General features: G+C 69.4%; 11 protein-coding genes. 5 read left to right on the plus strand and 6 right to left on the minus strand.

Features of this window, described 5'->3' with window-relative positions:
* The first annotated feature begins 27 nt into the window (after positions 1-27).
* Positions 28-1,389 carry an O-antigen ligase family protein gene (locus E5S66_RS07150; RefSeq protein ID WP_171033501.1) on the plus strand — a complete coding sequence of 454 codons (1,362 nt, stop codon included), beginning with the start codon at positions 28-30 and terminating at the stop codon, positions 1,387-1,389.
* Between the two features lie 35 nt (positions 1,390-1,424).
* On the opposite strand, the gene E5S66_RS07155 is transcribed toward E5S66_RS07150, so the two are convergent.
* The 6 genes from E5S66_RS07155 to recN form a co-directional block, all read right to left on the minus strand.
* Complete coding sequence (locus tag E5S66_RS07155; RefSeq protein ID WP_171033502.1) at positions 1,425-1,964, minus strand: DUF2939 domain-containing protein; 540 nt, start codon at positions 1,962-1,964, stop codon at positions 1,425-1,427.
* Between the two features lie 35 nt (positions 1,965-1,999).
* Positions 2,000-3,448: an exodeoxyribonuclease I gene (sbcB, locus tag E5S66_RS07160; protein ID WP_138348566.1), complete on the minus strand. Its 1,449-nt coding sequence runs from the start codon at positions 3,446-3,448 to the stop codon at positions 2,000-2,002.
* Positions 3,449-3,613: 165 nt separating this feature from the next.
* On the minus strand, positions 3,614-4,960 hold the full coding sequence (locus E5S66_RS07165; RefSeq protein ID WP_138348567.1) for an FAD-dependent oxidoreductase: 1,347 nt from the start codon (positions 4,958-4,960) through the stop codon (positions 3,614-3,616).
* Positions 4,950-6,224, minus strand: coding sequence for a kynureninase (gene kynU, locus E5S66_RS07170; RefSeq protein ID WP_138348568.1), 1,275 nt, complete (start codon positions 6,222-6,224; stop codon positions 4,950-4,952). Before kynU ends, E5S66_RS07165 begins: the two co-directional genes overlap by 11 nt.
* Positions 6,221-7,231 carry an amidohydrolase family protein gene (locus E5S66_RS07175; RefSeq protein ID WP_138348569.1) on the minus strand — a complete coding sequence of 337 codons (1,011 nt, stop codon included), beginning with the start codon at positions 7,229-7,231 and terminating at the stop codon, positions 6,221-6,223. The genes kynU and E5S66_RS07175 overlap by 4 nt, the downstream gene beginning before the upstream one ends.
* Before the next feature lie 37 nt (positions 7,232-7,268).
* Positions 7,269-8,927 (minus strand): DNA repair protein RecN, encoded by a 1,659-nt coding sequence (gene recN, locus E5S66_RS07180; RefSeq protein WP_138348570.1) that lies wholly within the window; start codon positions 8,925-8,927, stop codon positions 7,269-7,271.
* Positions 8,928-9,003: 76 nt separating this feature from the next.
* Here recN and hrcA point away from each other — a divergent pair, with 76 nt between their 5' ends.
* From hrcA to dnaJ, 4 genes are all read left to right on the plus strand, one after another.
* The gene (gene hrcA / locus E5S66_RS07185) at positions 9,004-10,053 is read left to right on the plus strand and encodes a heat-inducible transcriptional repressor HrcA (RefSeq protein WP_138348571.1); all 1,050 of its coding nucleotides are present in this window, start codon (positions 9,004-9,006) and stop codon (positions 10,051-10,053) included.
* A gap of 81 nt (positions 10,054-10,134) precedes the next feature.
* Positions 10,135-10,638: a nucleotide exchange factor GrpE gene (grpE, locus tag E5S66_RS07190; protein ID WP_138348572.1), complete on the plus strand. Its 504-nt coding sequence runs from the start codon at positions 10,135-10,137 to the stop codon at positions 10,636-10,638.
* 111 nt (positions 10,639-10,749) lie between these two features.
* On the plus strand, positions 10,750-12,669 hold the full coding sequence (gene dnaK / locus E5S66_RS07195) for a molecular chaperone DnaK (protein ID WP_138348573.1): 1,920 nt from the start codon (positions 10,750-10,752) through the stop codon (positions 12,667-12,669).
* A gap of 71 nt (positions 12,670-12,740) precedes the next feature.
* Entirely contained in the window at positions 12,741-13,883 is a 1,143-nt protein-coding gene (dnaJ, locus tag E5S66_RS07200) for a molecular chaperone DnaJ (RefSeq protein WP_138348574.1), read from the plus strand.
* Positions 13,884-13,993 lie beyond the last annotated feature (110 nt).

Consider the following 13,993-nt stretch of genomic DNA (forward strand, 5'->3'; position numbering starts at 1 on the left):
CTCTCCGCCACCGGAATCCATTCGACGATGCCAGAGTCCGTCCGTCGCCTGTTGCTGCCCGCTACCATCATCCTGCTGACCGCCTGCTGGCTGGGCGGCGGCGTGACTGCCGACAACACCGCCATCGACGAATGGCTGCAGCTGCTGGCGCTGCCGGTGCTGCTGCTGGCAGTCGCCGCACTGGCCGAAGACGGCGTGTCACCGCAGGTGGGCTGGGGCATCGCGGTGGCGGGCCTGATCCTGCTGTTGCCGATCCTGCAGCTGCTTCCGATCGGGGGCGGAACGGCTGCTCCGGCACGGCAGATGCTGCAGGCCGACCTGGCCAGTGCCGGCGTGCAAGCGACACCGCACTGGAGCCTGGCGCCGTTCGCCACCGAACAGGGCCTGTGGGCGCTGTTGCCGGCGCTGGCGGCTTTCCTCGCCGCGGCGGCGCTGACCGGCTCGCAGCGACGCCGACTGCTGCAGGCGGTACTGGTGCTGCTGGCGATCAACGTGATATTCGCGTTCTTCCAGGCCGGGTTGCCGCGCGACAGCGCCCTGCGGCTTTATCAGGATTTCGATGCCGGCTTCGGCGGCCTGCTGGCCAATACCAACCACCAGGCGACCGCCTGCATCATCGGCATGGTGCTGGCGGTGGGTCTGGCTGCGGAAGCCCGCCTGCGGGCGCGTAGCGGGCAGACCCACCCGCACCGACGCTGGTGGTACCTGGGGCTGGCGGGGTTCTTCCTGCTGATGGTGCCGCTGTCCACTTCGCGTGCCGGCATGGCGATCGCGCTGCCGGCGCTGGCGATCGCGCTGCTGCTGACCGGTGCGCTGCGACTGCGCGAAATCGGTCGCAGCCGTCGTTCCACCCTACTGGCGATTGCAGTGGTGGTGCTGGCCGTGGTCGGCGGGCACGCGGCGATGGGATGGATGGCCGTCGATCAGGCGGAGGAGCTGCGCCATGTCATGGCCGCCGCCACGCTCAGGGCAGGCCAGGCGCAGGCGCCGCTTGGCGCCGGCATCGGCGCGTTCGTGCCGGTATTCGCGCAGGCGGCGCCGCCGCAGCTGCAGCTGGCCAACTACGTCAACCACGCGCACAACGAATATGCGCAGTGGTGGCTGGCCACCGGCTGGGCGGGGATGACGGTGCTGGCGCTGGTATTGGCGTTGCTGGCGGTTTGCGGCTGGCGTCTGGTCCGCAGCGAAGGTCGTAGCGCCGCGATGGCGGCCGGCTGTTTCGCTGCCATCTGCGCGGTGCTGGCGCATTCCTGGGCCGACTATCCCCTGCGTACGCTCGCGCTGATGTCGACAACCGGCGCGCTGGCTGGCCTGATGCTGGCCTGCCTCGCCGATGCACGTTCGCGCACTTTCCGCCGCGACCGCGTTGCCGGAATCGGCCACCATTGACGCGTCACGTGCCGCCATGCGGCCTGTTTGGCTGACTATTCGGGCAGGCGAAGTCCTGCCAGTTTCCACGACAGTCCATCGCGGTGGAATTCGAATACCACCGGCTTGCCTTCCGCGTTGGCGACGGTTGCGGTGAACAGCGACATCGATTCGAAGCGGGTGTCCGCGCCCTCCAGCGGATCCGCGGCGCGTGCCTTGCCGTCCGCTTCGGCATTGCCGGTCAGCTCCCGCACCAGCGCGCTGCCGGTGAGCAGGGTGGCGATGCCCTGCGGCGAAACCATCGCGTCGACCGCTGGTTTCGCCACCATCGCGGTGAGTTCGCCGACCGCCTTGCCGGTCTGGCCCGAGCCGACGTGGCCGATGATGCCGCGGGCGATCCGCTCCTGCACCTGCGGACGCAGGTCCTCGCGCAGGCGGTCGAAGTCGACGAAACGCCACAGCTCGTCGTACCGGTTGTTGGCGACGAGGTTGCGGATGCCGTTGACGGCCAGGTAGGGGCCCGCCGCCGCATACGCGAACAGGGCCAGCAGCAGGCCGATGGCGATGGCCAGGATCCACTTCAGCTTCTTCGACACGGCGCGGCTCCGGAAGTCCTGTCTCAGTGTAGCGGTCAGCCGCCCAGCCCGGCGGCGAGCTGGTCACCCCAGGCCGAGAGCTGGTCGAGCAGGGCCAACCGGTCGGGGATCCCGGCGTGCGCCTCGCGCAGCCGGGCGATGTCCTCGCGGTATTGCGCCAGCGTCAGTTCCGACAGCCCGGCGTCGGTCAGCAGCCGGCGGTGGCGATAGGCGTCCCAGTCGGCGCGCTCCGCCGGCAGCAGGGTTTCCGGCCAGTTGCGCGCGCGGTAGCGGAACAGGAGTTCCGGCAGGCGCGGGTCGCGGAAGGCGAAGCTGGCGCGCCCCAGCAGCTGCGGCGGCGTTCCGCGCAGTTGGGCGAACAGCCGCTTGTCGCCATCGCCGAGGAAGCCGTCGTACAGCGCGGCATCCGGGTCGACCGGCGTGGCAGGGCGTTCGCGCACGAACACGCGGCGGATTTTTTCCGCCAGCGCCGGCCCCGCTGCGCGCAGGCGGTCCGCGCGCGCCTCAGCCACAGCGACATCGACGCCAAGCCGGGCGAAATCGTCCGGGCGCAGGTGATCCCAGCGCACCAGCGCCGGGCATTTGTTGGTATGCACTTCCTTCAGCGGGATGCGCAGTTCGCCTTCGGGAAGATCCTCCTGGCGAACGTACAGGCGCGCGGCGATGGCGTCGGCGTCCAGCGCCAGCAGCGGTTCCGGATCGGCGTCGAGGTCGAACACCACCACCCGCGAATCGATCTGCGGATGCCGCGCCAGCGGCAGCACCGGTGCGGCGCACAAGCGCGCGGCGGGGTAGCGCTGCGAGACATGCAGCAGCGGCGTCATCGCCACCGTGTCCAGCAGCGAGGCGGCGAAGCGCTTGTCGCGCAGGCGCAGGGCGTAGTCCCACAGGCGCGGCTGGGCCTGTTTGAAACGGCGAGCCACCCCGATCAGCGCGCGCACGTCGCTCAGGGCTTCGTGCGCCATGCCTTCGCGCAACCCGTTGTCCTCTGCAAGGTGTTCCAGTCGGAAGCTGGTGCCCTTGCCGTCCTCGCGCTGGCGCCAGACCAGACCGTCGGGGCGCAGCGCATGCATCAGCCGCAGGGCGTCGAGCAGGTCCCAGCGCGAATTGCCGCCGCGCCATTCGCGTTCGTAGGGATCAAAGAAATTGCGGTACAGGCCGTAGCGGACGAATTCGTCGTCGAAGCGCAGCGAGTTGTAGCCCACGCTGCAGGTGCCGGGCTGGCCCATTTCATCGGCGATGCGGGCGAATGCGGCGGCTTCGTTGACGCCAACGCGCAGCAAGGCCTGCGGCGTCAGCCCGGTGACCATGCTGGCGCCGGGCGAGGGCAGCAGGTCGTCGGCGGGCCGCACCAGCACGTCAACCGGCGCATCGATCTCGTTCAGTTCAAGGTCGGTGCGGATCGCGGCGAACTGCGCGATGCGGCTGCGGCGCGGGTCGGTGCCGAAGGTTTCGAGGTCGTAGAAGAGGAAGCTGGCGGTCATGTTTCCTGCTCGTCATGCCCGCGCAGATGGGCATACAGCGTCGTGGTGGAGTGAGGGAGAGCTGGCTCCCCGCGTGCGCCGGAGCCTGCCGCCGGACGCTCGCTCCGCCGCTCGAATGCGGCTGCGCAAGCGCCCGATGGTCTCGCCGTCGCGGCCGATTCCTTCCTAGAGCGGTTCAAGGTTCGCCACGACCGCCGCGTCCACCGCCGCCCAGTCCACGTCGTCCAATGAAACGAGGCCGCGTGTTGCGTCGACCAGGATTCCGCGCTGCACCTCGCTGCGGTGCAGGGCGGTGGCGTAGGGAATGCGCATGAAGGTGACCATCGCGTAGTGCGGCACGAAGCGGCCGGGATGCCGTTCCTGCAGCGCCAGTTCCAGCTCGCGCTGGAGCAGGAACTCCGCATCGTCCACCTTGTCGCGCATCTCGATGTAGTTCTCCAGCGCCATCTTCTGGATCGCCTCGGCATTCGGCTTGCGTTCGGCCTCGAATGCGGCGAATGCATCGCCCAGCGCCGGCGCGCGCTCCAGGTGTTCGGCCAGCGCCACGCAGTCCTCGAACGCGCAGTTCATGCCCTGGCCGTGGAAGGGCACCATCGCGTGGGCGGCATCGCCCAGCAGCACCGCGTGGCTACCCATGTGCCAATGGTCGAGGTAGAGCGTGGCGAGGCTGCCGACCGGGTTGGCGTCGTAGTCGTGGCGCAGCGCGGGGATCAGCGGCAGGGTGTCCGGGAATTGCGCCTGGAAGAGCGCCTTCGCATCGTCGCCGTTTTGCACCTGCTCGAAGCTGGGATAGCTGCCCGCATGCGGCATGAACAGCGTCACCGTGAAGGTGCGCTCGTCGTTGGGCAGGGCGATGCACATGTAGTGGCCGCGCGGCCAGATATGCAGCGCGTTGGGCTCGATGCGGAAGCCGCCGTCGGCGGCCGGGGGGATTTCCAGCTCCTTGTAGCCGTGGTCCAGCCATTCGGTGCGCTCGCCCAGCGGTTGCACCTTCGCCATTTCCGCGCGCAGGGTGGAGCCGGCGCCGTCCGCGCCGACCAGCGCTTGGAACGGCCGCTTCACCTGCTGCTCGTGGTGGCGGAAGGTGGCGAGGCGGTCGATGAAATCCACCCGCTCCAGCGCATGGTCGAAATGCAGGCGCGCGCCGTGGGATTCGGCGATGGTCAGCAGCACGATGTTCAGCTCGCCGCGGTTGATCGACCAGATCACTTCCGAGTCGTCGCGGCCGTAGCGCTGCAGGCCGGGCTCGCCCTGCAGCGGATGCACGTAGCGGCCGCGCATCATCACCGCCTGTTGCAGCACGGCGTCGTCCGCACCGGCGTTGCGAAGCGCGTGCAGCCCGCGCTCGGCCAGCGCGAGGTTGATCGAGCGGCCGCCGGCATAGCCGTTCACGCGCGGGTCGCCGCGGCGCTCGAACACGTCCACCGACCAGCCGCGCCGGGCCAGCAGGATGGCGAGCAGGGCGCCGGCCAGGCCGCCGCCGATGATGGTGATATCGCGCTCAGCGCCCATCGCGCCACTCCTTGACGGTACGGGCGAAGCGCAGCACGTCGGCAAAGCTGTTGTACAGCGGCACCGGCGAGATGCGGATCACGTCCGGCTCGCGCCAGTCCCCCAGCACGCCGCGCGCGGCGAGGAAATCGAACAGTTCGCGGCCGCGCTCACGGCCGCCGATGACGCGGATGGAGAGCTGGCAGCCGCGCTGCACGGGGTCGCGCGGCGTGGCCACCTGCAGCACGTCGCGCAGGCCGGTGTCGATCAGTTGCTCGAGGTAGCCGGTGAGCCGTTCCGACTTCGCCCGCAGCGCCGGCAACGTGGCGCGGTCGAACTGCTCCAGCGAGGCGCGCAGTGGCGCCAGGCCAAGGATCGGCGGATTGGACAGCTGCCAGCCGTCGGCGCCGGGCGTGGGCGAGAACTGCGGGCCCATCCTGAAGCGCACCGACGCATCGTTGCCCCACCAGCCGGCGAAGCGCGGGCGGTCGGTACGCGCATGGCGCTCGTGGACGAAGCAGCCGGCCACCGCGCCGGGCCCGGCGTTCATGTACTTGTAGTGGCACCAGACAGCGAAGTCGGCGTCGGCGTCGTGCAGCTGCAGCGGCAGGTTGCCGACGCCGTGGGCGAGGTCGAAGCCCACCACCGCGCCGGCCGCATGCCCCAGCCGCGCGATTTCCCTGAGGTCGAAGGCCTGCCCGGTGCGGTACTGCACGCCCGGCCACACGATGGTGGCCAGCCGCGGGCCATGCTCGGCGATGGCGCGCTCGATGGCGGCCATCGAGAAGGTGCCGTCGGCGTTGTCCGGCTCGACTTCGACCAGCGCCTCGGCGGGATCGAAGCCATGGAAACGCACCTGCGATTCCAGCGCGTAGCGGTCGGAGGGGAACGCGCCGGCCTCCATCAGCAGCAGCGGGCGTTCGCGGGTCGGGCGATAGAAGCTGACCAGCATGAAATGCAGGTTGGCGGTCAGCGAGTTCATCGCCACCACTTCCTGCGGCTGCGCGCCCACCACGCGGGCCAGCGGATCGCGCACCAGCTCGTGGTAGGGCATCCACTGCGCGCTGCCGGTGAAGTGGCCTTCCACCGCCTCGCGCGCCCATTTGTCCAGCACCTCCTCGACGTGGGCGCGCGCGCCCTTCGGCTGCAGGCCCAGCGAGTTGCCCACGAAGTAGGCCTGCGGCGCGCCGTCGTGCAGCGGCAGGTGGAACTCGTCGCGGAAATGGCGCAGCGGGTCGGCCGCATCGAGCGCGGACGCGTGGTGGTCGGTGTAAAGCTCGGTCATGCAAACCTCGATGCGGACAGGCCCAGCCATTCCAGCGCGGTGCCGTGGTAAAGCCGTGCGCGCTGCGCGTCGGCCAGGTCGAGCCGTTCGATGCCTTCACCCGGCACCTGCTCGCCCAGCGGGAACGGATAGTCGGTGCCCAGCATCACCCGGTCGCTGCCGCAAGCTTCGAGCAGGTAGCGAAGCGCGGCGTCATCGGCCACCCAGGAATCGAAGTACAGCCGCTTCAGGTACTCGCGTGGATTGCGGAAATTGTCGGTGGCCACAAGGTCGGGGCGCATGTTGAACCCGTGCTCGATCCGGCCGATGGTGTAGGGGAAGCTGCCGCCGCCGTGGGCCAGCGCGATGCGCAGCTTCGGCAGGCGTTCCAGCACGCCGCCGAACACCAGGCAGCAGGCGGCGCGCGATTGCTCCGCCGGCATGCCGACCAGCCACGGCAGCCAGTACTTCGGCATCGACTCGGCGCCCATCATGTCCCAGGGATGCACCAGGATGGCCGCGCCCAGGTCGCTGGCCGCCTCGAAGAATTCGAACAGTTCCGGTGCGTCGAGGTTCCAGTCGCCGATGTGCGATCCGATCTGCACGCCCTGCAGGCCCAGCTCGTCCATGCAACGCTCCAGCTCGCGCACGGCGAGCTGCGGCGATTGCAGCGGTACCGTGCCGATGCCGGCGTAATGGCGCGGGAAATCGCGGCAGGTCTGCGCCATGTGGTCGTTGAGCGACTTGTGCAGCTCCAGCGCCTGGTGCGCCTTGGCCCAATAGCTGAACATCACCGGCACCGTGGACAGCACCTGCACCTGCACGCCGAAGCCGGCGTAGTCGTCGATGCGGATCTGCGGGTCCCAGGTCTTCGGCCAGATCTCGCGGAAGAACTTGCCGTCCTTGTAGATCCGGTGGCGGCCGTCGTCGCCGTGGTGGATCACCGGGAAGCGGTTGTCGCCGTACTTGGCGGCAAGGTCCGGCCAGTCGCGCGGCAAGTAGTGGGCGTGGGTGTCGATCTTGAGCATGGCCCGATTCTAGGGCCAATGCGCGGGCTGGTTGAGCTCAGTGACCGTCCAGCAGCTTCTTCGCAGCGGCGCGGGCTTCCTTGCTGACATCGGCGCCGCCGACCATGCGGGCGATCTCGTCCACGCGCCCGGTGGTATCCAGCGCGGCCACCGAGGACTGGGTGATGCCGTCCTGCGCGGCCTTGCTGACGCGGTACTGCGCGTGACCAGCGGCGGCGACCTGCGGCTGGTGGGTCACGCACAGCACCTGCTTCGATGCGCCAAGCTGGCGCAGCTTGGCGCCGACCGCGGCGGCCACCGCGCCGCCGATGCCGGCGTCGACTTCGTCGAACACCAGCGTGGCGGCGGCGTCCTGGCCCTGCGTGGCTACTTCGATCGCCAGCGACACGCGCGAGAGCTCGCCGCCGGAAGCGACCTTGCGCAGCGGGCGCGGCGGCTGGCCGGGGTTGGCGGAGACCAGGAACTCGGCACGCTCGCTGCCGTTCGCATCGGGGCTGTCGCCGGCATTGGCTTCCAGCGCCACCTCGAAGCGGCCGCCCTGCATGCCCAGTTCGCCGATCAGCGCGCTGATGGCCGAGCCCAGCGCGTCGCCCGCCTTGCGGCGCGAGGCGGCGAGGGCGGTGGCAGCGGTGCGCCACTGCGCCAGCGCGGCGGCGATGTCGCGGTCGAGGCGCTGCAGGCGCGCGTCGGCATCGGCCAGCGATTCCAGTTCCAGCGCCAGCGCGTCGCGGTGTGCCGCCAGTTTGTCCGGGGTGACGCGATGCTTGCGCGCCAGGTCCTGCACGCGGACGAGCTGGCGCTCGATCTCGGCCAGCGCGTCGGGATCCAGGTCGAGGTCGTCGCGGATGCGCTGCATCAGCACCAGTGCTTCGTCGAGCTGGATCGCGGCGGAGTCGAGCATCGCATCGACTTCCGACAGGCGCGGCTCGTGCGCGGTTTCGCGCTGCAGGCCGTTGCGCAGCTGCTGCAGGCGGCCGGTCAGCGCGTCATCGCCGCCCAGCGCGTCCAGCGCGGCGTCACAGGCGGCGATCAGCGAGGCGGCGTGGGCATGGCGGCGATGGTTGGCATCGAGTTCGGCCAGCACCGCCGGTTCCAGCGGCTGCGCCTGCAGTTCGTCGAGCTGGTGCCGAAGCCAGGCCTGACGTTCGCCGACGTCGCCGCGGGCGAGCAGGGCGTCGCGTTCCTGCTGCAATGCTTTCCAGCGCCGCGCCGATTCGCCGGTGGCGGCCAGCAGGTCCGGATGGCGGGCGAAATCATCCAGCAGACGGGTCTGCTGCGGGCGTACCAGCAGCGCCTGCTGGGCGTGCTGGCCGTGGATTTCCACCAGCAGCGCGGCCAGTTCGGCCAGCTGGGCGATGGTGACGCTGCGGCCGTTGATCCACGCCTTGGAGCCGCCGTCGGCGCGCAGGGTGCGGCGCAGCTGGCAGGCGCCGTCGTCGTCCAGTTCGGCGTCTTGAAGCCAGGCGAGGGCGGCGGCGCAGTCGTCCAGTGCGAACTCGGCCGACAGCTCGGCGCGCTGCGCGCCGTGGCGAACCGCACCGGCATCGCCGCGGGCGCCGGACAGGAAGCCCAGCGCATCCACCAGCAGCGATTTGCCGGCGCCGGTTTCGCCGGACACGACGGTCAGGCCCGCGCCGAAGTCCAGTTCGGCATGGGCGACGACGGCAAAATCACGGATCGAAAGGCGGGTCAGCATGGCTGCGCATTGTGCCTGCGCACGTCGACGGCCGGTAGCGGTTGCATGTGCGCCGGCCTGCGCTTACAACCTGTGAATGGAACGCCGCCGGCCCGACATCGCCCTTGACCCGCGCGCGCGCCAGCTGCTGCGCACGCTGGTATCCCGGCACATCCGCGACGGCGAGCCGGTCGGCTCGCAGACGCTGGCGAAGCACGCGGGGCTGGACGTCAGTGCGGCCACCATCCGCAACATCCTGGCGTCGCTGGAAGACGCCGGTCTGCTGGCCGCGCCGCACAGCTCGGCAGGGCGTGTCCCCACCGCGCAGGGTTACCGGCTGTTCGTGGATTCGCTGCTGCAGGTCAAGCCGCTGGGTGCGCAGGACGTGGACCGGCTGCGCAGCGGGCTGGCGGCCGGCGCGGGCACGCAGGCGCTGCTGGGCAGCACCTCCGAGCTGCTGGCGGCGATGACCCACTTCGCCGGCATGGTCAGCGTGCCCAGCCGCGAGAGCTTCGCCTTTCGCCAGATCGATTTCGTGATGCTGGACCCGCAGCGGGTGCTGGCGATCCTGGTGTTCGCCGATGGCGAGGTGCAGAACCGGGTGGTGCAGGTGCGGCGGGCGTTCTCGCCGTCGGAACTGGAGCAGGCGGCGAACTACCTGAACGCCCATTTTGCCGGGCAGTCGCTGACCGTGATCCGCGCCGCGCTGTTGCGCGATCTGCGCGATGCGCGCAGCGAGATGGAACGGCTGCTGGCCAGTTCGCTGGCGCTGGCCGAACAGGCGTTCGCGCCGGCGCGCGAGGACGACATGCTGGTGGCCGGGCAGACCCGCCTGCTGGGACTGCAGGAACTGGGTGACCTGGACCGGCTGCGGGCGCTGTTCGAGGCCTTTGCCGAAAAGCGCGAGCTGCTGCAGCTGCTGGAACGCACCGCGAAAGCGCCGGGCATGCGTGTGTTCATCGGCGAGGAAACCGGGCTGGCGCCGCTGGAAGGCATGTCGCTGGTGAGTGCGCCCTATGGCCGCGACGGCCAGGTGCTGGGGGTGCTGGGCGTCATCGGCCCCAGCCGGATGGCCTATGAGCGGGTGATCCCGGTGGTGGAGGCCACCGCGGCGGCGCTGGGGGCGGCGCTGGACGCCGCCTCCTGAACGCCCTGCCTTGAATCGCGCAGGCGGCGGCCCCATAGCCGGAGTCGGAAGCGGCATCCCGCCGCAGATCGATTCGTGGACATGAGCAACGACCCGACGCAGGAAGTGAACGAAGGCGCCGACGAGATGGCGCAGGACGACGAGCTGGAGGCGCTGCGCGCCGAAGTGGAGCAGCTCCGGGCGCAATCGCTGCTGGAACGCGCCGACCTGGAGAACCAGCGCAAGCGGCTGGCCCGCGATATCGACAGTGCCCGCAAGTTCGCCAACGAGCGCCTGCTGTCCGACCTGCTGCCGGTGTTCGACAGCCTGGACGCGGGCCTGACTGCCGCCGGCGAGGATGCCGGCGCGCTGCGGCAGGGCCTGGAGCTGACCTACAAGCAGCTGCTCAAGGTAGCCGGGGAAAACGGGATGGAAGTGCTGGACCCCGCCGGGCAGGCCTTCAACCCCGAACACCACCAGGCGATCAGCCAGGGCGAATCCGCGGGCGTGGCCCCGGGCCACGTCATCACCGTGTTCCAGAAGGGTTACCTGCTCAACGGGCGGCTGCTGCGCCCGGCGCTGGTGATCGTGGCCAAGCACGACTGAAACGGCGTGCGTTCGCCCTGCTGCGCGGCTCTTGAAGGCCGGCGCGGCATCCCCAGATAGCAATCATCGGCGCACGCCGCCACCAGACATCGGATTCAAGAGGAAATCGTCATGGGCAAGATCATCGGCATCGACCTGGGCACCACCAATTCCTGCGTCGCCATCATGGAAGGCGGCAAGGCCCGCGTCATCGAAAACAGCGAGGGCGATCGCACCACCCCCTCCATCGTCGCCTGGACCAAGGACGGGGAAGTGCTGGTGGGCGCCTCGGCCAAGCGCCAGGCCGTCACCAACCCGAAGAACACCTTCTACGCGGTGAAGCGCCTGATCGGCCGCAAGTTCACCGACGCCGAGGTGCAGAAGGACATCGGCCTGGTGTCGTACTCGATCATCCAGCACGACAACGGCGATGCCTGGGTGTCGCTGGTGGACGGCAAGAAGCTGGCGCCGCAGGAAGTCTCCGCCAAGGTGCTGGAGAAGATGAAGAAGACCGCCGAAGCCTTCCTGGGTGAAACGGTCACCGAGGCGGTCATCACCGTGCCGGCCTACTTCAACGACAGCCAGCGCCAGGCCACCAAGGACGCCGGCCGCATCGCCGGCCTCGACGTCAAGCGCATCATCAACGAGCCGACCGCGGCCGCGCTGGCCTACGGCCTCGACAAGGGCGACGCCAAGGACCGCAAGATCGCCGTGTACGACCTCGGCGGCGGCACCTTCGACGTGTCGATCATCGAGATCGCCAACGTCGACGGCGAGAAGCAGTTCGAGGTGCTGGCCACCAACGGCGATACCTTCCTGGGTGGCGAGGACTTCGACAACCGCGTCATCGACTACCTGGTGGAAGAGTTCCAGAAGTCCGACGGCGTGGACCTGCGCAAGGACCCGCTGGCCCTGCAGCGCCTGAAGGATGCCGCCGAGCGCGCCAAGATCGAGCTGTCGTCCAACCAGCAGACCGACGTCAACCTGCCGTACGTGACCGCCGATGCGTCGGGCCCGAAGCACCTGAACATCAAGCTGACCCGGGCCAAGCTCGAAGCGCTGGTCGATGACCTGGTCAAGCGCACCATCGAACCCTGCCGCGTGGCACTGAACGACGCCGGCCTGCGCGCCTCCGACATCACCGAGGTGATCCTGGTCGGCGGCCAAACCCGCATGCCGAAGGTGCAGGCGGCGGTGGCCGAGTTCTTCGGCAAGGAACCGCGCAAGGACGTCAACCCGGACGAAGCGGTGGCCATCGGCGCGGCGGTGCAGGGCGGTGTGCTGGCCGGCGACGTCAAGGACGTGCTGCTGCTCGACGTCACCCCGCTGTCGCTGGGCATCGAAACCCTGGGCGGCGTGTTCACCAAGATCATCGAGAAGAACACCACCATCCCGACCAAGGCTTCGCAGGTGTTCAGCACCGCCGAGGACAACCAGTCGGCCGTGACCGTGCACGTGTTGCAGGGCGAGCGCGAGCAGGCCCGCTACAACAAGTCGCTGGCCAAGTTCGACCTCACCGGAATCGACGCGGCGCCGCGCGGCATGCCGCAGGTGGAAGTGAGCTTCGACATCGACGCCAACGGCATCGTCCACGTCACCGCCAAGGACAAGAAGACCGGCAAGGAACAGAAGGTCGAGATCAAGGCCGGTTCGGGCCTGTCGGACGACGAGATCCAGCGGATGGTGCAGGACGCCGAAGCCAACCGCGACGAGGACAGGAAGTTCCACGAGCTGGTCACCGCGCGCAACCAGGCCGACGCCCTGATCCATGCCACCCGCAGCACCATCAAGGACAATGGCGACAAGCTGCCGGGCGATGCCATCGGCCGCGCCGAGGGTGCCATCGCCGAGCTGGAAACGGCGATGAAGGGCGACGACAAGGGCCAGATCGAAGCCAAGGCCAAGGCGCTGGAGGAAGCCAGCCAGACGCTGTTCGCAGCCGCAGCGGCGGCCGGCCAGCCACAGGGCGACGCCGGTGATGCCGGCAAGCCGGCCGACGACGTGGTGGACGCCGAGTTCACCGAGGTCAAGGACGACGACAAGAAGGCCTGATCGCCAGGCAGGCAATGCGACGGGCAGGCCGGTGGTCTGCCCGTCGCCGTGAAGGGAACAGGTTCAGCCCGATGAGCAAGCGCGATTACTACGAAGTCCTGGGCGTGGCCCGCAACGCCAGCGAGGAGGACCTGAAGAAGGCCTACCGCCGCTGCGCGATGAAGCACCACCCGGACCGCAACCCCGGCGACAAGGATGCCGAGGCCGCCTTCAAGGAGTGCAAGGAAGCCTACGAAGTGCTGAGCGACGGCGGCAAGCGCCGCATGTACGACCAGCACGGCCATGCCGCGTTCGAACACGGCATGGGCGGCGGCAACGCCGGCCCCGGTTTCGGCGGCTTCGGTGGCGCCGACATGGGCGACATCTTCGGCGACATCTTCGGCAATATCTTCGGGGGCGGCGCGCGCCAGCAGGGTCCGCGCCGCGGCGCCGACGTCGGCTACGTGATGGAGCTCGACCTGGAAGAGGCGGTGGCCGGGGTCGAGAAGACCATCCACATCCCCTCCATGGCCAACTGCGAGCCGTGCAAGGGCAGCGGCTCGGAAGACGGCAAGGTCGAAACCTGCGGCACCTGCCAAGGCCGCGGCCAGGTCCGCATGCAGCGCGGCCCGTTCATGATGCAGGCACCGTGCCCGCACTGCGACGGCGCCGGCAAGACCATCGCCAATCCCTGCAAGCACTGCAACGGCAATGGCCGGATCGAACAGGAAAAAAACCTGTCGGTGAAGATCCCGGCCGGCGTCGACAGTGGCGACCGCATCCGCCTGGCCGGCGAGGGCGAAGCCGGCCCCGCGGGGACGCCGCCGGGCGACCTGTACGTGGAAGTGCGGGTGCGCCCGCACGAGATCTTCGAACGCGACGGCGACGACCTGCACTGCGAAGTGCCCATCCGCATCTCGCAGGCGGCGCTGGGCGATACCGTGCGCGTGCCCACGCTGGGTGGCGAACTGGAGCTGCGCATTCCCGCCGAAACCCAGAGTGGCAAGGTGTTCCGCCTGCGCGACCGCGGGGTGAAATCCGTCCGCAGCCGCCAGCCGGGCGACCTGTATTGCCGGGTCGCGGTGGAAACGCCGGTCAACCTCACGCCCGAGCAGCGCCAGTTGCTGGAGCAGTTCGAAGCCACCTTCGTGGGCGATGGCGCGCGCCGGCATTCGCCGAAGTCGAGCACCTTCCTCGACGGCGTCAAGGGATTCTGGGACCGCATGGTGTCCTGAGCCCGGCGCAGGCCGGACCGCGACACGGGATTCGCCGCAGCCCGGCTGCGGTGATGGTGTCGCCGGCAACCAACGCCCTGCGCCGGCAGGCGCTTGCGTAGAATCCGGGC

Origin of the sequence: Thermomonas fusca (assembly GCF_005862345.1) — a bacterium.
In the GTDB taxonomy this organism is placed as follows: domain Bacteria; phylum Pseudomonadota; class Gammaproteobacteria; order Xanthomonadales; family Xanthomonadaceae; genus Thermomonas; species Thermomonas fusca.

What these genes read in the sequence shown, in the direction of transcription:
- dnaJ (WP_138348574.1), top strand. Translation starts at nt 12,741, where the DNA reads ATGAGCAAGCGCGATTACTACGAAGTCCTGGGCGTGGCCCGCAACGCC.
- sbcB (WP_138348566.1), bottom strand. Translation starts at nt 3,448, where the DNA reads ATGACCGCCAGCTTCCTCTTCTACGACCTCGAAACCTTCGGCACCGAC.
- grpE (WP_138348572.1), top strand. Translation starts at nt 10,135, where the DNA reads ATGAGCAACGACCCGACGCAGGAAGTGAACGAAGGCGCCGACGAGATG.
- recN (WP_138348570.1), bottom strand. Translation starts at nt 8,927, where the DNA reads ATGCTGACCCGCCTTTCGATCCGTGATTTTGCCGTCGTCGCCCATGCC.
- dnaK (WP_138348573.1), top strand. Translation starts at nt 10,750, where the DNA reads ATGGGCAAGATCATCGGCATCGACCTGGGCACCACCAATTCCTGCGTC.
- kynU (WP_138348568.1), bottom strand. Translation starts at nt 6,224, where the DNA reads ATGACCGAGCTTTACACCGACCACCACGCGTCCGCGCTCGATGCGGCC.
- E5S66_RS07175 (WP_138348569.1), bottom strand. Translation starts at nt 7,231, where the DNA reads ATGCTCAAGATCGACACCCACGCCCACTACTTGCCGCGCGACTGGCCG.
- E5S66_RS07165 (WP_138348567.1), bottom strand. Translation starts at nt 4,960, where the DNA reads ATGGGCGCTGAGCGCGATATCACCATCATCGGCGGCGGCCTGGCCGGC.
- E5S66_RS07150 (WP_171033501.1), top strand. Translation starts at nt 28, where the DNA reads ATGCCAGAGTCCGTCCGTCGCCTGTTGCTGCCCGCTACCATCATCCTG.
- hrcA (WP_138348571.1), top strand. Translation starts at nt 9,004, where the DNA reads ATGGAACGCCGCCGGCCCGACATCGCCCTTGACCCGCGCGCGCGCCAG.